The following is a 20,733-nucleotide window of genomic DNA, read 5'->3' as shown; positions in this document are numbered from 1 at the left end:
TTATAGGTTTGTAGGAACGGAGATTGTTAAGTTGTGGATCAAGGATGATCGGTATGCTAAACCTTGAGATAGGAGTCATGAAAAATTTATTTTTAATGCTTAGTTTGTGCCTTTCTTGGCACAGTCTATACGCCTTAGAACTCAAAGAGGCGCAAGTAATGGTGAAAAAATGGGTGGATGATTATTGGAAAGATTCGGATGGGATAAAAGGGGGATGTATCCATAATGAAGATAGCTTGCAGTGGAGCGAAACTATCTACGATCAAGAAGATGCCCGCATATTAACCAAAACCCCCCATGACAAACCTAACAAGTCCCAAGCCTACACTTTGATTTTTTATCGGGGTTGTGCTTTATTTATGAGGGCTAGACCCTCTGATGGCGTGCGCACATGCATGGGTATTTTGCATGAGGGGCAATTGTCTAAGGGGTTTTGCACCGACACACCCCTAGACATTGAGGTTAAAAATAATCTCTTGGTGATCTCAGCAAAATACCAAGAAGTTGAAATCGATGATCATTACTCCGCCGACCAATATGCCTTTGAAATGTTGCGGGGGCGTTTTTATCTGCGCACTTACAGCAAACAAGTTTTTTCCTGCCACGATCCAGATAATGCGCATGGATGCCCCGATCCCGGTCTAACTTATCTCTACGATTTGGGAGACGATCTGATGAAATTGCTTGGTAGCCATCTTTATTACAGCCAACCTAGGGACGATCCGCAGGGCAAATTTAGAATTTCTATGCAAGATTTTTTGTATTTTTGGGGCAAGGAGGGGCTAGATGATTTTATAAGAGAAGATAGCTACTATGGGGAGGATGCTTTTGGCAAGGATGCACTCTTGTATAAGCTAAGAAGCGCGTGTTTTAGGAGTCAAAAATGCAAGCATCTTAATCTCAAAGCCTTGCATAAAGTGTGCGATCATAACGAGCTATACACCACGCCGGGCTATTGTTTAGATAGTACTGATTAAAGGAGATTTTATGCGCTGGGTTTTATGGTGTTTGTTGGTGGTGCAGTTGGCTTTAGGTCAGCCCCCTCAAGCGTTTTTGCAGAAGTTTAACGCGCTCTATGGCTTGATGGTTAAAAACTATGAAGAGGGTTTGATCAATGGTCTAGGGGGTGTTAGGTTCATTTGTGATAATCCTAATCGCTACCAAAACTCTATGCGAAGGCATGCCATTGCTACCTTTGCTTTGGCACTGGATATGATGAATCAAGTCCCCTTATTCCAAACCTTTAAGCCTAGAACCCCCCAGGAAGCGCATTTGTTAAGAACAATCAAGGTGTATGAAGCCATGCAAGTTTTGCTAGTTTTAAGTGAGAACATTCCCGACTCTGATTGTGCGGAGATTCTAGATGTTCCCTCTTTTGACACCACCGCAAGCGCGCAGAGTTTTTTAAACTCATGGGATTTTGTCTATGCCCCTCTATTTAAAAAGCACCAAGAGGGCGTGGATATTCTAAAAATCTTAGAAAACTTGCCAAAAAGCCAACCCAATGACATAGAAGGGTCGCCTGATGATGACATGAGTTTTGATAGTAATGGGCAAAAAGCTTACCGCGCCTTTAGCCAAAAATTCTTAGGCGTGGATTTTAGCCAAAAGCCTGCAATTTTGCTAGATAACTACTATAAATCTTTGCCATCCATGCCAAGCAATTAAATGGAGGATTTAAATGACTCGCTTACTAGGTATTATTCTGCTCATCAGCCCCCTATGGGCTATAGATGTTAATTTGGTCCAAGAAATGCAACAAGCCCGCGCACTGATGGTTAAAATCTACTACCAAGCTTTCAAAGAGCGTTGTGAGCGCGTAGAAAGTGACATGCTCTATTCAAATGCCATGCAAAAGGAGGCACCAACCCTTGTCAAGCACCTAAAAGCCTTTGTCAATCACATCCCGCTTTTACAAGCCTTTCAACCCAAAACCCCCAAACAAGCCCAAATGATCCAAGCACTCAAAGCCCTTGAGATGTTTAACCTCTTTACTTTTTTGCGCACCTCTATCCCAGATATTGATGATTGTAAGAATTCTCCAGAGCGTCCCGAGCGTGTTTATCCCTTTAATGCCCAAAAGAACGCGTTAGAATTTTTAAAGGGCATAGAGTTGATGTATGCTTCCTTGTTGGAGGCTTATCATCAGGGTTTAGACATCACAGATTATTTACAGGCATTGCAGACTAATCTTGACCTACCAAACTCAAATACATATTTGACCCCATCTAAGTATTTGTCCGTTAGATATTTATCCGGCATGGAAACCCAAGAAGATATTTTAAACATGACTAAAGGTGCGAAGACCCCAACTATGCGCCACTATTTTAAAGATATTAAATCCATCAAAGCGCAATACGATTCCCTTGATAGTTTATATGAGATTTTCCATCCGGAGTACGATCAAAATTTTTTGCAAACCCAAATCATGCGTTCTACGGGTGTCAAGGTGCAAGATTTAGAAGTATGGACGACTTATTACAAGGCGCGTGTTCTTGCCTTCTTGGGGGATTATGAAAATCAATACGATTCTAACATGGAAAACTATTGGCGTGCTGTTAGCAATGTGCACGAAATAAAAAACCCTTCTGGTGTTGCTTTATTTGTTGTAGTACGCGGCCTCGATGTCTATGCGGTTAAAACGGCAATAAATGGCATGAAAACCGCGATGCAAATGATTCTCCCTAAATATCCCACCCCCTGCTTGCAACCCCAGTATTTAAACCAAGAAGCTAAGGCAACTTGCTTACAAATTTTTAAGCAACACACCTACAACCCTAAACCCTTACAAAAATACCTAAACTCCTTGCGCCTGATCTCCATTGATAACGCCCCCTGTGTGTATCTTAATTCTAAGGACAAGCTCCAAAGTTTTAAGTCTGACAATGCGATCTGTTTGGCGTTGCAAAAGAACTTAGAAAAGGGGCTTAAATGATCCGCTTGCTTCTCTTAGCTCTCTTACTCTTAAATCTGCAAGGCAAAGAGCCCCCAAGCCATAAAGACACCCCATTTTTCAAGGCGTTTAAGGCACTCCATGACTACATGCGAAAATCCTTTATTGCGATATATGATGATCTAAAAAACCCTCCTGACAATCCAGTTCTCTTAACCGATCTGACTCAGACTATAGGAGATTACACAGATGACTCTATCCCTCTAGCCAAAACTGTAGCTAAGCAAGTCCCCTTATTTCAAGAGTTTAAGCCAAAAAACAAAAGAGAAGAGCTTTTCTTAACCCATGTTGAGGATATGACAATGCTCCATGTCCTAGACATCCTAGACATATTCTCTGCAAATATTGTTCTTGAGGCAAAACTCGATGATGTCATGTATATTCCAGACGCATCGCCTACAGAAGACGCCCGCACATTTTTAAACGCCACCGCATGGCTCTATGCCCCGCTTTTCAACGCCCACAAAGCGGGGCTAGATGTGATCGCCTATATCCAACAACTCCATCGTATCTTTTCTAAAAAACAGGTTAGTTTTGGAAATATCGTTGACTTTAATCTGGCAAGACTTCAAGACTTAATGAAAAGACTTCAAGACTTGATGAAAAAAAATTTCAAAAACATTGTTCCCCATAAACCTTTTAGAAAGCGCCTAGTCCAAGATATGGATAACGCATGTTGCACGACTAACAACATCTTTGAGGAACTCTTTAACGGAGGGAACTATAGGTATTGGGTCTCGCTAGTTTTAAACACCATCTTAGATTTAGGACAACCTCCATCTACCATAGCTAGTGTTTTTGGTCAAGGGGCAATACATGACAACATCCAACGCCTAGACCCCGAACACCTCGCTGATCTCTTCATATCACGAGTGATCCCACTAAATCGCAACGCCCCTTTTTACAACCGCTTAAAAAATGATAACCCCAAGATTTTAAAAGACACGCTCAAGGATCACCCCACCATGTGCTTAAGTCCCAAGTATTTAAGCGCAAAGTCCCAGCAAACCTGCCTACAACTCTTTCAATCCCAAACCTACAACGCTAAAGACATTCAAGAGCAATTACACCTTGTGCGTTTGATTTCTATTGATGATAGCCCTTGTGTGTATTTAGACCCTAAGGATAAACTCCAAACTTTTAAGTCTAATAATGCGCTTTGTGTGGCGTTGCAAAAGATGAAATTTTTAAGATAATCCATACCATTTCTACTTAGGATTAGCTTATTCTTTCTCCATCACAAGCAATCCTGCCATCACTAAAGACTTTAATCCAAAAAGTTTTGTCAATGTGCATGATTTTAAAGACTTCCTATTCCAGTCTAAAGTTTGCGAGATTGTGGAAGAGCGGGATATGTCCGCTAGGCATGCCATTCTATGAGATTTGTTTTTGCCATAACAATCCCAATTTTTGCTAAGATAGGCGTTACCATTAGTGGGCAGAGTTCCTGCCACAAACGCTTGTGGACATGCGGAACGCTTGACATCTTCAAAAACCAAAGGACAAAACCCTGTGTTTTGGTGAGAACAGGCATGGGTGAACATAGAAGGTGCAATGCGCAAGGATTGAGACATTGACTCTTGGAGCAGAAGCCATAAGACCTCTTGAAAGGCACATTTTGAGATAATGTAATGCTTAAGAGAAGCAATTCCCTAGCTTCTAGCTGTGAGGAGTATGTCAAATGTTGGATAAATGATGTTATCATGCAGGGTTTTTATGGTGCACCCATTTAGATTTGGATTGCAAATTAAGGAGAAATATCGATGCGTCGATTAGAAACCCTAGAATCTATTTTGGAGCGTTTGCGCGTTTCGATTAGAAAGAATGGATTGAAAAATTCTAAGCAGCGAGAGGAAGTGGTCAGTGTCCTATATAAAAGTGGCACGCATTTAAGCCCAGAGGAAATCACGCAGAGCATCCGCTTGAATGATAAGAATACCAGCATTTCTTCAGTTTATCGTATTCTAAACTTTTTAGAAAAAGAGCGCTTTATCTACACCCTGGAAACTAATAAGAATGGTCGCCGTTATGAGATTGCAGCCAAAGAGCACCACGATCACATTATCTGTTTGCAATGCGGCGATATTATCGAATTCGTGGACCCACAGATTGAAGAACGCCAGCTAGAGGTGGCCAAGCAGTTTCAAGCAAAACTCGTCAGCCACGACATGAAGATGTTTGTCGTGTGTGCTAAGTGTTTAGCGCAGGGGCGCGATCAGGATTCTAAATCGTGAAGTGTAAGAGGGTGGGCGTACTCTAGGTCTTTACGCGCCCTTTTTCCCAAAATCTGGGGCAGGTATTTGGGGGCCAACCCGGTGTTGGGGCGCACCGCTCTGACATGTTCTTTGGTGAGGATTTCTCCCTTTTTAAGAGCTTTGGTGATGAATAGACTTCTAGCAAACTGACGCCCTGAGGGGGAGCTGCGATCTATCTGCTCTGAACCCAATGCTTTATGCGTGTCCTGCACATCTTTAATCATCTGGGCGAACTCTTGGGCGTCCATACTAAAGGCACTATCCACGCTTTGGATACTTTTATCTAGGATAAAATGCTTCTCAATCATACTGGCTCCAAGGGTTGTAGCGATGATCGCACTCAAACTCCCCAAGGTATGATCGCTCAGACCATAGGGGGTGTGGTAGCGCGTTTTTAGCAAAGGCATGGCAGCTAAATTGGCTTCGTGCAGGGGAGCAGGATAGGCGCTGGTGCAGTGTAACAAGGTGATTTGGGTGTTGTTAACTTGCTGGCATGCCTGCAGGGCGTCTAAAATTTCTGTATGGGTCGCAATTCCTGTGGAGAGAATTAAGGGTTTTTGTGTACGCGCCACTTGCGTGATGAGCTCTAAATCTGTGATCTCGAAACTGGCAATTTTATAGCGCGGGCAATCTAACTTCTCCAAGAGTTCCAAGCCCTTGAGACTAAAGACGGAGCTAAAAAGGGTTAGATCAAGACTTTTAGCACAGGCAAAGAGTTCTGTATGCCACTCCAAGGGCATCGCAGCACGCTCATAGAGATGATGCAAGCTTTCCTGATCCCAAAGAGTTCCCTGAATGACAAAGGGAGGTTTATGCACATTGAGAGTTAGGCAATCGGGGGTATAAGTTTGGAGTTTTGCCGCGTTAGCACCAACAGCTTTGATAAGTGCAAGAGACTTAAGTGCTGTCTCTAGGGATTGGGCGTGGTTTGCACTGAGTTCAGCAACGATGTAGGGAAGACTCATGATAACTCCTTAAGGAAAATAATGGAGGGGGGAAAATTTGACAAATAGCCAAACATCGTGATAGTGTCCATTGCGGTAGATAAAGTCGCGCAAAAACCCTTCTTTGCGGTAGGCATGGCGTTGATAGAAATGTAGGGCTCTGGTGTTGTTGCCCAACACTTCTAAATGCAATGCATGCAAGTGCAATTTATAAAAGGCAATAAATTCCAGCGCATCGAGAATCTGGGTTCCCACATGGTTTAGAGAGGGGTTTTTATAAATACCCAAAAAAGCATGGCGGTGGGTGGGGTGGATTCGTGTCAAAGACCCCACTCCTAGAAGTGTTTCCTCTTGCTTGAAGAGATAATAAGCGCTGCTAGGATGGGTTTTGAGCTGTTCGATAAAGTGTAGATGTGCTTCTAGGGTGATATTTTCATTGAGCATCCACGCACTGGTATCTGGATGGTTGCGAAAGCTCAAAATGGTGAGCCGTTCGACCTGAGTTGTGTGGATGAAATGGCAGGCACGCAGGGGTTTGGCATCTGGCCTGAGGGCGGTAGGAGGGATATCAAAACTCGACCATAGAGGGTTATCAGTATCCATACAATATCTCCCTCAAGCTAGATTCAAGGGCATGGCCGATACCCAAAGTTCGTTGAGCAGCTTGGCAGCATTCCCGCACTTCCAGATTGCATTGGGCTAGGTCTGTTAGCAGAGTTGCCAAGCTGGTAGGGATACACGCGTGGGCCTTGCTGAGAGTTTGGAGCTGGTGGGCTTGGTTAGGGGCAATGGATAGGGCTAAGATAGGTGTTAGGCTAAGCATGGCTTCATAGAGCATACCGCCCGCGCCCAAAAGCGCGATGTCACATGCATGCATAAGAGCGGCTATTTCGCTCAAAGAAGCATGGGTGTGCAAATTGATCCGTGTGGAGGGGAGGGATTGGACAAACGCGTGTGGCAAGACTACATGCACTTCTAGGGGGTCGTGGGCCAAAATTTCTAAGGTCTGTTGGTAAAAGGGAAGGCTTTGGACGCTGCCTCCAAAAGACACAAAAAGAGTTTTTGGAATGCTTTTAAGGACCTTTGTAGAAGCTTGAAAAGCCCTTTCATAAGGCATAAAAGCGCATCCCAAAAAATGGCGCGCACTGGGGTTGAAATAGAGTTGTGCTGCGCCATAAGAGGGGTTGAAGACCCAGGTATCAGCAGGGAGGTTTAGTGGCATGTCTTCAAACACGATGAGAGTTTTAGCATGAGTGAGGGCATGGTGGTAAAAAGATAGAGGAGCTAGATAGCTATCTACAATGAGGACATCACCCTGCTCTATGACATCAGAATGCAACCAATCTAGGGGGCGATCAGCCAAAGAATGCGGGGCTATGACACATGCTTCAAGGTTGAGATGGGCTAGATGTTTTTGGAGTTTCTGAGCGCGCCTAAGATGACCTAGCCCAGCACTGGGACTGGCATCAGCTAAGATTTTGAGCGTGGGCATGCAAGAGTTGGTATTTGAGTTTGGCAAGCTCCAAGTCTTCTAGGGTATCGATGTCTTGGGCATGGAGATGGGGCACAATGAGAGGAAAGGAGTGCGCAGCCAAGAGGGGCTCAAGTCGCTTAAAATGCTGGGCTTGGCCCATGTAAAAGAGCCCCGTATCGTGGTAAAGAGGGGGGAGGTCTTGGGAGCGTGTGCCCACATGCTCTGCAAAAAGAGGGGTGAGTTCGGGCGTGAGCCTAAAAGAGCGGTAGGGAGAAGAGGCATAGGGAGTGAGAGCGAGGGCGTATTTGTAATGGGGGTGTTGGCGCAGAGCACTAAGCGCGTCCTGGAGATAGTGTGTTTGGAGAAGCACGCTAGTGCCATAGAGGACACAGAGCAAGCACTCGGCAGGAATCTGCAGAGTTTGGATGGCATGCGCGACCACTTCCAAAGTGGGGGTGAAGTCATCGGCCAAGTGGGCAGGGCGTAAAAAGGGGATGTGTGCCCCGTGTTCTCGAGCGATTTGAGCGATCTCTGGGCTATCGGTAGACACCAGCACTTCTGTAAAAAGCCCAGAGCGCAGAGCGATGTCGATCACATGGGCTAGGAGTGGCTTGCCTAAAAACGGGTAGACATTCTTTTTAGGAATGCGTTTACTCTGGGCGCGGGCTAGAATGAGGGCAATCATACACACTAATAGGGGAATTGGGACTCCATAACATCGCTAGCGAACTTCTTTTTATTACTCGCGCTCAACGCACCAATATTGGTGTAGGAAATCTTGGCATTGGCCATATACTTAGATTGTACGGTGTTATCGCGTGTGATGTCAAAGGGGCGCACAACCCCGCTCAGTTCGATGATCTGCTTCTCTCCATCTACGAGAATCTCCTTGCTCCCATGGATGAAATAATTCCCATTCTCTAACACTTTGACAATGCGCGCCGTGAGGGTGAGCTTGAGGTCTTCGCTCTTTTTTTGTGCCCCCCCGCCCTTAAAGCTATTATTCGTTGTCGATTGAGTTAGGCTGTAATTATTGCGATCGTCCAAAAACTGCGCTTCATTGCGCTTATTGGGATCGGCGCCATTGTAAGTCAATCTAGGCGCGCTGGAGGTGCCATTAGAAGTGCTCTTGTAATCTTTAGAAGTGCTGTAATTAGCACTGGAAGCCTCAGAAATCTCCACGGTTACCAGGTCATTGGGCTTCATGGCGCGTCTATCTGCAAATAGAGGTCTCTCGCCCTGTCCAAAGAGACTCCCGGGTTTAGAGATTTCAGGGATAAACTCCTTGGAGGGCATCTCTTCTACATAGTCAGGGGGGTCAAATTTAATTCCGGGTTCCACGGCACTCATAACATTAACCAATGCCATGAGCCATATCCATTTGAGCTTGCGCATGACACTCCTTAGAATTTTTTTGCCTCTAAATTATACTATAATAGAAGTCTTGCAGTCATTAATTATTTGAGGAAAGAAAATGCAAAAACGACTTGTATTGCAGTGGGTCTTGGGGGCGATTATGGGAATGAACCTGCAGGCTGAGGACAAGCCCAATTGGATGAAGGGACTCATTGTAGGAACGAGTTACCAAACTGGAGCGATCAATATCCAAACCCGTTCTAATGGAGTGCGCAGCGACATGAATGTGGGAGCTAATGGTCTAGGATTTTTGGTGGGATATAATGGATATTTTAGAGACGATCAGATGTTTGGGGCGCGTTATTACGCTTTCTTAGACTGGCAGGGGTTTGGGGCGCATTATAAGAAGGGCTACTATGGAGGTGGGGGTTATTATGGGGGAAGCAACATGCTTACTTACGGTGCTGCCGCCGATGTTTTTTATAATTTTTTTCAGGGAGCCTTCTATCGTGATGATATTTCCTTGGATTTAGGTGCCTATGCGGGCATGGCGATTGCGGGTAATTCGTGGTACTTGGGCGATCAGGGAAAGAATAAAATGGGTATCCCATCATCGGGGGACAGTAGCGTGAGTGTGAGCACCTTCCAATTTCTCTTCAATGTGGGTGTGAGAGCACTGGTGATGGGTGAGCATGGCATTGACATGGGCTTCAAAATCCCTACGATCAATAACCGCTACTACTCTGGCAATTACTTTAGCGTCCAGATTCGTAGAACCTTTGCCTTTTACATCGGCTATAACTACCACTTCTAGCGATAGGGCGTGCAGGCCTTGAACATTTTTGTGTAGTAGCTCTGCGCCTTTTGAATGAGACTAGGGTTATCATCTCTGAGGAGCAATTCGTAGCTATTCTCAAAGGCATTTTTACTCCAGTTAGCAGAACCTAAAAAAATCCATCGGTTGTCGATGAGGGCAAGTTTTTGGTGCATAATGCCCCGATGAGTGGCCTTAGACCCCTTAGCCTGGACTCCCTGAAGCAAGCAAGTGTTGATTCCTCTATATTTGGACAAATAGCCAATGGTGGAATGCTTGGCATCAGTATTGCTACCATAGTCATAAATAATGTTGATCTTAACACCTCGATTCGCGGCATCTTTAAGCGCTTTGGCAATCTTTTGATGTGTAAAACTATAAATGGCAATATTGATGGTGCTTTTGGCTGCATTAATACTTGAGATGAGACTATTGAGCGCTTCATTTTGTTCATAGGGGAGCACATAAAGTGTAGAGCTAGCATGGACAATCCCTGCCAACGTACAGGATAGGTAAAAGGCCTTCCAAGATAATTTCACGGCAACTCCTCATTCTGTATTTAGTTAAGCAAAATAGGGCGAACTTGTATTATAATGCGGGGTTTAGGTAGTTTAGCTTAAGGAGTGGCGTTGAAGATCCTATTGGTTAATCAAAATAAGATGGTCGAGAAGTTGTTTGAGAACATCGCCAAAAAGCTTGCATTGGACTTAGTAGTACGCGAACATGTAGGGGATGCGCTTTCCAAACTTCAGGAAGACGCAGAGTGTTTCTTTTTTGCAGACGATACCGTAGTGGATGAGGAAGGCTACCAGCATCTTGCACCCTACTTAGAAGGAACTAAAATAAGTGCTTTCGTACACCGCAAAAGTGTGGCCCCCTTTGGGTCCTTTACCCATTATATTCAGAAACCCTTTTTGCCCACCGATGTTTTACACATCCTAGAAAAGACCCTGGAGGCCCTACATATCCCCCCTGAACCGGCTCCTCTTCCTCCCCAGGAACCTTCTGTGTTGCCAGAAACAGACATGGGTCTAGGTGATTTGAGCTTAGATTCTAGTTTGAATCAGTTGGAAGAATTGGAGGGACTATTAGGTGCATCCGATGGAGTAGCACCTACTTCTGCTCAGGATTCCCAGGAGACTTCTATAGTAGAGGAGCAACAAGAGGAAGCACTCGATGTGCCAGAGGTTTCGGACACATCGCTTCAATCCACCCCCCCTTCCCCAGAAGACGAACCAGTTCTCTCGCCCACAGAGGAATCTACCTCCCCTGAACCTCAGACAACAGAATCTTCCGCGCCCCAGCCCGCTAGAGGGCTTATGGATTTGTCCTTTGAGGATCTATTGCCTGTAGATAATAGCAATGATGAGGAAGAGGCGCATGGTGAGTCGTTTCACGATACACAGATTCAAGAGCAGACTCCTTCCTTAGAGCCTGATGTTCCCGTAGAAGAACCCCACGCGCCGCACATGGATTCTCCACAAATGCAGGAAGATTCCCAACCCATTTCTGACAATAAGGTTCCAGAATCTCCTGTAGGTGCGGATTCCCTAGAGGGGAGTGATCCATCCTCAAGAGATTCTGCAGCACTTTCAGAAGATGCGCAGGACCTAGAGCCCCAAGAAATTGAGCATATTGAGGATATCCCTGAACCTGTTATGGCAAGTGTGATGGACGAGCCCTTGGAGACTCCACAGACAGACTTACACGAGCACACTCCAGAGGATACGGGAGAGCAATCTGCTACTCAAGCAGAGATTTCACAGGAATCTGAGGAAGACTCTCCATTGGATGTTGCTTCTCCTAAGGATACGGAGGCGATCCCTGCAGAGCAAGGCGCAAAGCTAGATAACCCCACAGAAGAGGAGACGCAGGAGAGCGAGCTTCTCAGCCCAGCGCATGCGCCCCTACTGGATGATGTGCAGGAGGGCGATCAGACCCAGGATGTAGCTTCATCTGTAGAGGCCTCTTCTGGAGAACCTCCAAGCGAAGAGGGCCTAGAGACTGAATCTGCAGCAGAAGATCAGATAGATCGGGATATTGAGACAACTCTGTTCACGCCTACTCCAGAGCTTGCTACCGCACCTGAGGAAGCCCTTGAAGAGAGTGAGCCGGAGGCTGAAGTCCTAGAATCTGCGGAAACATTGCCCGTGACACAAGCCTTAGATTCCACACCCCAAGATTCTCCTGATTCCACTCCCCTTTCCCCTGATAGGCCTGAAGAGGAAGTGCTTGCACCAGAGACTACCCAAGAGCATGTATCAGAAGCCACACCAGATTCGACACCCACAGCGAGTCCAGCCACGCTAACCTTAGATTTACAGCCTTTCCTGCCTTTTTTGCAAACCTTATTCAAAGATGCACCCCTCGATCCCAAACTTTTAGAAGACAAGGTGTTACACATTCAGATCGCTGATAAGACCTAATGCATACAGATGCTTATAGGATGCTCATCCTCGCAGGTCCTAGCGGTTCTGGGAAGAGCACTTTAGTCAAGCACCTGAGCGCACATTGCCAGGACATTTACTTCTCTATCTCTACGACTACGCGTCCCAAGCGAGAGGGAGAAATTCAAGGACAACATTACTACTTTGTGAGTGAGCAAACTTTTTTAGAAGGGATAGCACAACAGCAGTTTTTAGAATGGGCGCGCGTGCATAACTACTACTATGGCACATCTATGCAGCCCATACAAGAGGCCTTAAAGGCCAACAAGCTGGTTTTATTTGACATCGATGTACAGGGCCATAGGAGTGTAAAAGCACTCTATCCTAAAGCTACCTCTGTTTTTATCACCACTAAGAGTGCACAGGTTTTACAAGAGCGCTTGGAGCAGCGCGCCACGGACTCCAACGAAGTGATTGCGCGGAGATTGACCAATGCGTACCAGGAATTGCAAGAGATTGATCAATTCGATTATGTGGTGGTCAATGAGTCTTTAGAACAAGCGCAGCAACAGGTGTTGTGGATTGCTAAAACTTTAAGCTACAAACAGCAGATGTTTCCCAAGGAAGACTTCTGCAAAGCGTGGAGGGCAGGCAACCTCACGCTTTAAGCCCATGTGTAGTAAAATGCCTCCCGTTATCTCTGCATAAAGGATAGTCATGGGTGGCTTTACAAGTGTATGGCATTGGCTCATTGTCTTATTTGTGATAGTGTTGTTGTTTGGGGCTAAGAAGATTCCTGAGCTTGCTAAGGGGCTTGGAAGTGGCATTAAAAACTTTAAAAAGGCCCTTAAAGAGGATGAAGAAGAGGGTAAACCACAAGAGCCTCAGGTTATACACGCCCAATCACAAACCCCTCCTCATACGGCCTCTCCCTCTTCTGAACAACATAAGGCTTAGGGCATGTACCAGCGTGTCAAGGGGGTTTTAGAGCGTCTGTTGGGCACAGATATTGTCTTAGAACACCCTAGGGATAGGAATCTGGGGCATTATGCGAGTGTGGTGGCGTTTTCTTTGGCCAAAACGCGTAAAAAGGCTCCCAAGGTTCTTGCCCTAGAACTTGTAGAACTCCTTAGACAAGAAGAGGAATGCAACGCACTTTTTGCATCCATTGACGCGCTCAATGGTTATATTAATTTCACACTCAAAGACACTTTCTTAGACTCTCTATGCCAGCAAGCTTTGCAATCAGGGCGTGATTTTGGCAGGGGGTATTCTCATCAAAGTTTATATGTAGAGTTTGTGAGCGCTAACCCTACGGGACCCCTGCATATTGGGCATGCCAGGGGGGCAATCTTTGGAGATAGTCTGTGCCGTTTGGGGCGTTTTTTGGGCTTTACAACCCATGCGGAATACTATGTCAATGATATGGGTGCGCAGATCAAAATGCTGGGTCTCTCCGTGTATTTGAGGATTCAGCAAATCCAAGGTTTGCAAGTGGAGTATCCGCCCAATGCCTATCAAGGAGATTATATTACGGAACTGGCTCAGAGCGCACTAGAGCATTTTGGCACCCTAGAGGGGGAGGAAGAGATATTAATAACGCAATTAGGAGACTTTGCCAAGGACTTAATGCTGGTAGAAATCCAAGAGACTTTGGCAGAAACAGGGATCAGCATGGATGCTTATGTGAGCGAAAAGGCCATGTTTAATGCGCAAGAGGGAGTTTTTGCGCGTTTGCAAGAAGCGGGGGGAATTTATGAAAGTGAGGGGAAAATGTGGTTAGCTTCCAGCAGGCATGGCGATGAAAAGGATCGCGTGATTCGCAAAGCCGATGGCCATTTTGCTTATCTAGCAGCGGATCTAGTCTACCATGACCACAAATTCCAGCAAAATTACGATCGCTACATCAACATCTTTGGGGCAGATCACCATGGTTATGTCGCACGAATCAAGGCTGCCATGCAGTTTTTGGGCTATGAGGCACAAAAGTTAGAGGTATTATTAGTGCAGATGGTAGCTTTACTCAAAGAGGGTAAACCCTATAAAATGAGCAAACGCGCCGGGAATTTTGTCCTCCTGAAAGATGTGCTACAGGACATTGGTAAAGATGCCCTGCGTTTTGTCTTTCTCTCCAAAAAATTGGATACACACCTAGAATTTGATGTCGCCAGTTTGCAAAATCAGGATAGCTCTAACCCTATTTTTTATATCCACTATGCCAATGCGCGTATTCACACTTTATGGCATAAATTTTTGCAAACAGGAGATAAGGAAGCGGTGTACACATGCGCTCTGAACAATCTTCCTCCCCAAGCTATGCACCTTCTGTTCAATGCACTCAATCTCCCTAAGGTGCTTGTGGGGGCTTTTGAAGATCGCGAGTTGCAAAAGATCTGCGAATACCTGAAAAATCTTGCAGGGGACTTCCATAGCTTTTACAATGCTCATAAAATCTTAGACACTCCCGAAGAACTCGCATATCTCAAGTTATGCCAAATGGTCAGTTTGAGCTTAACAATCGGATTGGATATCTTAGGAATCAGCGCTAAGACGAAAATGTGAGGGGAAGTGCGGGACGGGGAAGGAGGGGGAGGTTACCCCGCCCCGCATCGCTATTATAATAAAACTTTTGAGTTTTTTAGCTTAAACTGATCCAAATTTTCAAAAGAATTTACCTTTATTGATGAAAACTCGATTTTTTCCTGCCCCGTACATCCAAGAAATGTCAAGGGGTAGGGCGTATCTTGGATTAAAAACTTATGTTATAATTCTTTAAGTTTAACGACAAAAGGATTGTGATGCGCATTTTATTGGTGGAACACGATGCTCACTTGAGCAAACAGATCGGTGTTTATCTAGGCGAGAAGAGTTTTCAAGTAGATATGGCAGAAAATTTGGAAGATGGAGAGTACTATATTAGCATCCGTAATTACGATCTCATTTTGGTGAGTATGGAGCTTAGTGATGGGAGTGGGCTCACTCTCATTCCTTATGCTAAGTCCAAACATCCAGCCATTGTAAGCATCATGTTTGCCAACAAGGCTTCAAGTGAGCAGGAAATCAAGGCCTTTAAGGAGGGTGTGGACGACTTCATTGTCAAGCCTTTTGATTTGGGTGTGTTGGCGGCTAGGATTGAGGCCCGCCTGCGTTTTTGGGGCTCAAGTATCATCGAGATCGAGGATTTGGTCATTAATCCTGATGAAGAAAAGATTATTTACAAAGGTAAAGAAATCGAGGTCAAGGGCAAGCCCTTTGAGGTGCTCACCCACTTGGCGCGCCACCGCGATCAAATTGTTTCTAAAGAACAGCTGCTAGATGCTATCTGGGAAGAGCCCGAACTGGTAACTCCCAATGTGATCGAAGTGGCGATCAACCAGATTCGCCAAAAGATGGACAAACCCTTAGGGATTTCCACGGTGGAAACCGTGCGCCGTAGAGGCTACCGCTTCTGCTACCCCAAGGGTGGATCGGAAAACTAGAACGAAATTGTATTCTCACTGCCAAGCAGGTATTGTAGCACTTCTGGAGCGTTGGTAAGCCTGCCCACTGCCACTTCCGCTTTAAAGTGTTCTACGCAAGTCTGACAAGAAAGTATCTCTACCCCTAGTCTCTCCAGACTTTGCAAAGCCTGCAGAGCCTGGGTATTGTCTATATGAGAGTTATGCGTGCTCAAAAGTACACCGCGATTCAAAAAGATTACCTGCTTGGGCAACAGGTCTGAGGACACTTGAGAGAGACTGTTTAAAAACCCCACCACCACCTTAGCCCCCAAATCTCCTTCTCCGATTTTGTCTGAACTAAAAACTAGATGCTTGTTTGACATGCGCTTCCTTAATCATCAGATGGAGTAATTCTACAAATACTTGATAGAGATTGTTTAAATCGTGGATGTGCACACACTCATCCACGGAGTGGATGCGATCATTAACCAGGCCAAATTCTACTACCTCCACCCCACAGGCTGCAAAAAAGCGTGCATCGCTTGTACCCCCACGTGTGTTGAGTGAAGGTGTGCGCTGGAGAACTTTAGCGATGGCTTCTTGAATGTGCTCTACCAAAACACAATCCTGGGAACTTAGAAAGGGTAAAGAATTTTGTTGTAGTGTAACACTATAGGGGACTTTTTCTAACACCACATCCAAAAAATTGCTGATATCTTCTAGGGTGACTCTAGGTGAATGCCGCACATTAAAGAGAATTTCTAGGGTTTTTGGAGTCACATTGCTTGCCCCTGATTCACTTTTGATAGAGGTGATTACCAGCCTAGAAGCCTCAAACAGACTATCTGCTTTGTCTAAATTTGCATTGGCAACAAGATTGAGTTTGTCTGCGATGAGATGGATGGGATTTAAACAAGTTCTAGGATAAGCGACATGCCCGGGGATACCCTGTACGATAATTTTCCCTCCAATAGAGCCTCGTCGCCCAATTTTTACACTATCACCTAACACTTTTACACTCGTAGGTTCGGCAACAAGGGCAAAAGTAGGCAATAACTCTTGTTGTTGCAACACCTCTAACATATGCCTGGTTCCAAAACGCGCCTCACCCTCCTCATCGCTAGTGAGCAAGATAGAGAGAATAAGCGGAGGAGGATTGCTTACCGTTAAAAGAGCACACACATCACGCACCGCGCATGCAAAAGCTGCGATCCCGCCCTTCATGTCTTGAGCCCCTCGGCCGTATAAAAAATTCTCTTCTAGCACACCTTTGAAGGGATCATGCTTCCACCCTTCTTCTACAGGCACCACATCTACATGCCCTGCAAAGCAGAAATGCAAGGGAGTTTGGTTAGGATTACCAAAGCGTTTATAGAAAAATACATTGCTCACATCATTATGATCCGCGCGTAAAACCTCAAAATCCCCTAAAAATGTCCCGATATGATCAAAAATACCTTCTTCTTTGGGGGTGATGGTTTTATACGAAAGTAGTTGTTGGGTAAGTTGAACAACTGCGCTCATGAAAGCACCGCCTGTGCTTTGGCATGCAAGTGCAAATAGAGCTGTAAAACCTCCAGATTAGCCGGAGTGATTCCACTAATGTAAGAAGCCTCTAGGAGAGTTTTTGGGCGGTGTTTACTCAACTTTTCAATGGCTTCTAGTCCTAAACCAGTAATTCGCTCAAAGCTAAAGTCTTGCGGGATTTTGGTCTCCCACATACTCTCCATTTTGGCAATAGAGGCACTTTGTTTTTCAATGTAACTATGGTATTTGCATGCGATCTTGATCTGCTCGAGCACTTCGCTACCCAAGCCCTGCAAGCAGGCAAAAAAAGCACGCAACTCTTGCTCTTCAAAACCATCGCGCCCAGCCAAGAATACCCCATTGCACTTTTCATTGAAAGGAGCTTGGTTTAAGGCCTGCAACTTTTCTAAAGTTTGTCTATTGGGGGTTAAGGTGGTGTGCTGGAGGGTGTGCATGGCCTGTGTAATTTGGGCTTGCTGAGCCTGGAGTTTAGCGTAATCTCTAGAATCCATCAAACCTAGCGCGTGCGCATAAGCCCCTAACCTAAAGCACGCGTTATCCTCCCTGAGAAGGAGGCGGTATTCAGCGCGTGAGGTGAACATGCGGTAAGGCTCTTGCGTGCCCTTGCACACAAGATCGTCAATCATCACCCCAATATAGGCTTGGTTGCGCGCCAGAACGAAAGTTTTTTCTTGAAAATCCTTGCCCAAACCTAGCGCTAAAGCGGCGTTAATGCCCGCCATCAAACCTTGCGCGGCAGCCTCTTCATAACCGGTCGTGCCATTGATCTGCCCAGCTAAGTAGAGATTGGGGATTTTCTTGGTTTCCAAAGTGTGGTGCAGTTCTGTAGGCTGTACAAAATCGTATTCAATGGCATAGCCATAGCGGGTGATGTGGGCATTTTCCAGTCCCCTGATGGAGTGGATTACTTCTTCTTGAATATCAAAGGGTAGAGAGGTGCTTAGTCCATTGACATAGTATTCGCTCTGGCTACGGGTTTGGGGTTCTAAAAAGAGTTGGTGGCGTTCTTTATCTTTAAAGCGCTGAATCTTGTCTTCAATACTAGGACAATAACGGGGACCCACACTCTCAATTTGCCCGCTAAACATGGGAGCTCTATGCAAATTAGCTTGGATAATCGCGTGCGTGGTGGGGTTAGTGTAGGTTAAAAAACAAGGAAGCTGGACGGGGTAGAAATCCTGGGTTTTATAGCTAAACTTGGGGGGGTTGGGGTCTCCGTAATGAGGCTCTAAATCTCTAAAATCGATACTATGACCGGCCAACCTAGGACATGTCCCTGTCTTCAATCTCCCCACTTGCAAGCCCAGCGCACTCAAGTGCTTAGAAAGTTGGATAGAGGCACTCTCTCCAAAACGCCCGTGCTGGCTTTGGTGCGTGCCAATGTGCACCAGCCCTTGTAAAAAGGTGCCAGTGGTAAGGATGACCTTTTTGGCATGGTAAATCTTGCCTACATTGGTTTTAACCCCCACGACTTCCTCCCCCTCTAATAAGAGAGCTTCCACCATTTCTTGAGAAACGCTCAAGTTAGGGGTTTGTAACGCGAGATTTCTAGCCAAAATGCGATACGCATCCATGTCGATTTGGGCGCGTGTGCCCCGCACAGCCGGCCCCTTGGAAGCATTTAGAGTGCGCAGCTGCAAGGCGCTCTGATCGGCCAAAAGCCCCATCACCCCCCCTAGAGCATCGATCTCCTTGACCAAATGCCCCTTACCTAGCCCTCCAATGGCCGGGTTACAGCTGGCTAGAGCCATATTGTCCACTAAAAGGGTGAGCATGTGCACCCGCGCCCCCATTTTAGCCCCTACAAGGGCTGCCTCCAAGCCCGCATGTCCTCCTCCGACGACAACAATATCCACTTTCATAGCGATTCCTTTTTGGGAAATTATACCCCAAACAACCTCAATACACTAGACTTTGAACTTCATAAACTCACTTTCGAGTTCCTGATTCTTAGTCACTAACTTAAGACTATGCGCTTCTAGCTGCTTGCGCACTTCTTTAACTTCACTGAATATATTGAGAAACTCAAGGGTAACCTGATTGAGCTCCTCCATCTTGGCCACCACCACATTGGTTTGCGCGTGGGTTTCTTGAGATTTGCTCTTGGTAGCACTCAGATTCTGCGTGGCGTTCCTAGCATCTGTGATGAGCAGAGATGTTTTTTCTGAAACCTCCTGGGATTGGGTCGCCATATCCTGAATCCGTGCCCCCATGTTTTCAATACTTTGAGTAACCATATTCACCATTGCCGTGATTTCGCCTAAGGATTTCTGCGTTTTACTGGCCAAGTTGCGCACTTCATCAGCCACCACAGCAAAGCCACGCCCATGCTCGCCTGCACGCGCAGCCTCAATGGCTGCATTGAGGGCGAGCAAATTGGTTTGGTTGGCAATCTCCTCGATAATGGAGAGCACGCCCTTAATTTCATTGGCATGGCTAACTAAATCGCCCGACTCGGTGGCGATCTCTTGCTGATTCTGCGCAGAAACCAAAATCATATCCACAGAATTTTGAATCTTATCGACAAAAGCCCCTAAGATCACGCTTGTCTGATCTAGATACTCGATTGTGCTCCCCAAATTTCCCTTAGCCAAATTCAAATTTTCGCTCACCTCATGGTTAATACTTTTTAAATTTTCGACAGATTTAAATTCACGATTAGCCGCCTCATTGAGAGTGATGGTAGAGCTTTTGAGTGCGACTCCCACTTGGTTATTCTCTTCCACAATACCTTTCCCGATTTTGACAATCTCAGCGATTTTAGTGATGAATTGGTTAATGTGACTAGAGGCAATTCCCACCTCATCTTGAGACTTAATCGCAAGTTTTTTAGTCAAATCTGCTTCTTGAGAGGAAGCGAGATTTTGGGCCGTATTCTTGAGATTGTTTAGGGGGTTAATCACATCCTTTTGCACAACGAAAAAGATCAGCACAATGATGCCCAATGAAATACTCATCATCCAGATCAGAGTTTTCTTGCTAAAGGTGTCGGCATTGTGCTGAGGTTCTTCTAATGAGAGCTTAACTTGCATCACACCGATCATATCTCCAGGTTTGTTATTGGTATGGCAAGCAACACAGCTTTTATCCCCCACCAAAGGTTGCAAAACGCGCACATGACGCTCCTTGCCACTCCCACGCACTGTCACTTCTTGAGGTGTGCTAGGATTGTGGAAATACTTCAAAACTTCGGGGTCTTTTGTAAAGGTTTCATTGAGCCCAAAGAGCTTAATATCTCCCTCGCCCGGATAAAATTTCATCTGTACTCCAGGTAAGCGATTGCTATCGTCGATAGCCTTATAAATGGCTTCGGTTGTACCCACAGCGATCGCCTGTACGATGGTGTTGATAATGGAAGCATTGATGCTCTTAGCAACTTCTTTGCCCTGCATTTCTGCTAAACTTGCGTAATCGCGTTTGACAATCATAAAGATTGCAAACGCCAATGATCCAAGCAAAACAATCAAGTAAACCAACGCGCGTACCTGCAAGCTTTTAAACATCAAAACTCCTCCACCTATACAATTTGTACACCTAAAGCCGAGCCATTCTAACATAAAAA

Annotated in this window: 21 protein-coding genes; 11 read left to right on the top strand and 10 right to left on the bottom strand. The window is 45.6% G+C overall.

All coding sequences use genetic code 11. The features are described from left to right. The first annotated feature begins 77 nt into the window (after positions 1-77). The 5 genes from C6H04_RS00330 to fur all read left to right on the top strand — a co-directional run bounded on the left by C6H04_RS00330 (position 78) and on the right by fur (position 5,187). Positions 78-977 carry a hypothetical protein gene (locus tag C6H04_RS00330; RefSeq protein ID WP_104731998.1) on the top strand — a complete coding sequence of 300 codons (900 nt, stop codon included), beginning with the start codon at positions 78-80 and terminating at the stop codon, positions 975-977. A 10-nt stretch (positions 978-987) separates the two neighbouring features. Then, a complete protein-coding gene (locus C6H04_RS00325) occupies positions 988-1,668 on the top strand; it encodes a hypothetical protein (protein ID WP_104731997.1) in 681 nt (226 codons plus the stop codon). Positions 1,669-1,681: 13 nt separating this feature from the next. Continuing rightward, a complete protein-coding gene (locus tag C6H04_RS08030; RefSeq protein ID WP_233711794.1) occupies positions 1,682-2,935 on the top strand; it encodes a hypothetical protein in 1,254 nt (417 codons plus the stop codon). Next, positions 2,932-4,149 carry a tRNA methyltransferase gene (locus C6H04_RS00315; RefSeq protein ID WP_104731996.1) on the top strand — a complete coding sequence of 406 codons (1,218 nt, stop codon included), beginning with the start codon at positions 2,932-2,934 and terminating at the stop codon, positions 4,147-4,149. Before C6H04_RS08030 ends, C6H04_RS00315 begins: the two co-directional genes overlap by 4 nt. Positions 4,150-4,716: 567 nt before the next feature. Further along, positions 4,717-5,187 (top strand): ferric iron uptake transcriptional regulator, encoded by a 471-nt coding sequence (gene fur / locus C6H04_RS00305; RefSeq protein ID WP_104695482.1) that lies wholly within the window; start codon positions 4,717-4,719, stop codon positions 5,185-5,187. Here fur and pseI read toward each other — a convergent pair. From pseI to flgH, 5 genes are read right to left on the bottom strand one after another with little or no spacing between them, the layout of a single operon-like run. After that, positions 5,169-6,176 (bottom strand): pseudaminic acid synthase, encoded by a 1,008-nt coding sequence (pseI, locus tag C6H04_RS00300; RefSeq protein ID WP_199766058.1) that lies wholly within the window; start codon positions 6,174-6,176, stop codon positions 5,169-5,171. The two genes, fur and pseI, sit on opposite strands and share 19 nt — an antisense overlap. A 6-nt stretch (positions 6,177-6,182) precedes the next feature. Beyond that, on the bottom strand, positions 6,183-6,755 hold the full coding sequence (pseH, locus tag C6H04_RS00295; protein WP_104695484.1) for a UDP-4-amino-4,6-dideoxy-N-acetyl-beta-L-altrosamine N-acetyltransferase: 573 nt from the start codon (positions 6,753-6,755) through the stop codon (positions 6,183-6,185). Then, positions 6,745-7,671 carry a hypothetical protein gene (locus C6H04_RS00290; RefSeq protein ID WP_158653794.1) on the bottom strand — a complete coding sequence of 309 codons (927 nt, stop codon included), beginning with the start codon at positions 7,669-7,671 and terminating at the stop codon, positions 6,745-6,747. The genes pseH and C6H04_RS00290 overlap by 11 nt, the downstream gene beginning before the upstream one ends. Then, positions 7,619-8,311 carry a pseudaminic acid cytidylyltransferase gene (pseF, locus tag C6H04_RS00285; RefSeq protein WP_104731993.1) on the bottom strand — a complete coding sequence of 231 codons (693 nt, stop codon included), beginning with the start codon at positions 8,309-8,311 and terminating at the stop codon, positions 7,619-7,621. Before pseF ends, C6H04_RS00290 begins: the two co-directional genes overlap by 53 nt. 5 nt (positions 8,312-8,316) lie before the next feature. Further along, positions 8,317-9,021 carry a flagellar basal body L-ring protein FlgH gene (gene flgH, locus C6H04_RS00280; RefSeq protein WP_104731992.1) on the bottom strand — a complete coding sequence of 235 codons (705 nt, stop codon included), beginning with the start codon at positions 9,019-9,021 and terminating at the stop codon, positions 8,317-8,319. A gap of 79 nt (positions 9,022-9,100) precedes the next feature. Between flgH and C6H04_RS00275 the strand changes: the two genes are divergently transcribed. Then, positions 9,101-9,796: an outer membrane protein gene (locus C6H04_RS00275; protein ID WP_104731991.1), complete on the top strand. Its 696-nt coding sequence runs from the start codon at positions 9,101-9,103 to the stop codon at positions 9,794-9,796. On the opposite strand, the gene C6H04_RS00270 is transcribed toward C6H04_RS00275, so the two are convergent. Beyond that, complete coding sequence (locus C6H04_RS00270; protein WP_104695489.1) at positions 9,793-10,335, bottom strand: phospholipase D-like domain-containing protein; 543 nt, start codon at positions 10,333-10,335, stop codon at positions 9,793-9,795. The two genes, C6H04_RS00275 and C6H04_RS00270, sit on opposite strands and share 4 nt — an antisense overlap. Before the next feature lie 90 nt (positions 10,336-10,425). Here C6H04_RS00270 and C6H04_RS00265 point away from each other — a divergent pair, with 90 nt between their 5' ends. From C6H04_RS00265 to hsrA, 5 genes are all read left to right on the top strand, one after another. Continuing rightward, a complete protein-coding gene (locus C6H04_RS00265; RefSeq protein ID WP_104731990.1) occupies positions 10,426-12,222 on the top strand; it encodes a hypothetical protein in 1,797 nt (598 codons plus the stop codon). Further along, complete coding sequence (gene gmk, locus C6H04_RS00260; protein ID WP_104695491.1) at positions 12,222-12,851, top strand: guanylate kinase; 630 nt, start codon at positions 12,222-12,224, stop codon at positions 12,849-12,851. The genes C6H04_RS00265 and gmk overlap by 1 nt, the downstream gene beginning before the upstream one ends. Before the next feature lie 49 nt (positions 12,852-12,900). Further along, entirely contained in the window at positions 12,901-13,140 is a 240-nt protein-coding gene (locus C6H04_RS00255; RefSeq protein ID WP_104695492.1) for a twin-arginine translocase TatA/TatE family subunit, read from the top strand. Positions 13,141-13,143: 3 nt separating this feature from the next. Beyond that, a complete protein-coding gene (gene argS / locus C6H04_RS00250) occupies positions 13,144-14,745 on the top strand; it encodes an arginine--tRNA ligase (protein WP_104695493.1) in 1,602 nt (533 codons plus the stop codon). A gap of 236 nt (positions 14,746-14,981) precedes the next feature. Then, complete coding sequence (gene hsrA / locus C6H04_RS00245) at positions 14,982-15,662, top strand: homeostatic response regulator transcription factor HsrA (protein ID WP_104695494.1); 681 nt, start codon at positions 14,982-14,984, stop codon at positions 15,660-15,662. Here the strand turns inward: hsrA and C6H04_RS00240 are convergent. The 4 genes from C6H04_RS00240 to C6H04_RS00225 are packed head-to-tail and all read right to left on the bottom strand — an operon-like array spanning position 15,659 to position 20,674. Continuing rightward, positions 15,659-16,006: a hypothetical protein gene (locus C6H04_RS00240; RefSeq protein ID WP_104695495.1), complete on the bottom strand. Its 348-nt coding sequence runs from the start codon at positions 16,004-16,006 to the stop codon at positions 15,659-15,661. The genes hsrA and C6H04_RS00240 overlap by 4 nt on opposite strands. Continuing rightward, a complete protein-coding gene (dapE, locus tag C6H04_RS00235; RefSeq protein WP_104695496.1) occupies positions 15,981-17,147 on the bottom strand; it encodes a succinyl-diaminopimelate desuccinylase in 1,167 nt (388 codons plus the stop codon). The genes C6H04_RS00240 and dapE overlap by 26 nt, the downstream gene beginning before the upstream one ends. Then, entirely contained in the window at positions 17,144-19,039 is a 1,896-nt protein-coding gene (mnmG, locus tag C6H04_RS00230) for a tRNA uridine-5-carboxymethylaminomethyl(34) synthesis enzyme MnmG (RefSeq protein WP_199766059.1), read from the bottom strand. Before mnmG ends, dapE begins: the two co-directional genes overlap by 4 nt. 39 nt (positions 19,040-19,078) lie before the next feature. Beyond that, positions 19,079-20,674, bottom strand: a complete 1,596-nt coding sequence (locus C6H04_RS00225) for a methyl-accepting chemotaxis protein (RefSeq protein WP_104731989.1) — start codon at positions 20,672-20,674, stop codon at positions 19,079-19,081. Positions 20,675-20,733: the final 59 nt, after the last annotated feature.

Origin of the sequence: Helicobacter salomonis (assembly GCF_900197775.1) — a bacterium.
GTDB lineage: Bacteria > Campylobacterota > Campylobacteria > Campylobacterales > Helicobacteraceae > Helicobacter > Helicobacter salomonis.
The sequence above is the reverse complement of the archived record's forward strand: the minus strand, read 5'-3'. Positions and strand labels throughout refer to the sequence as shown.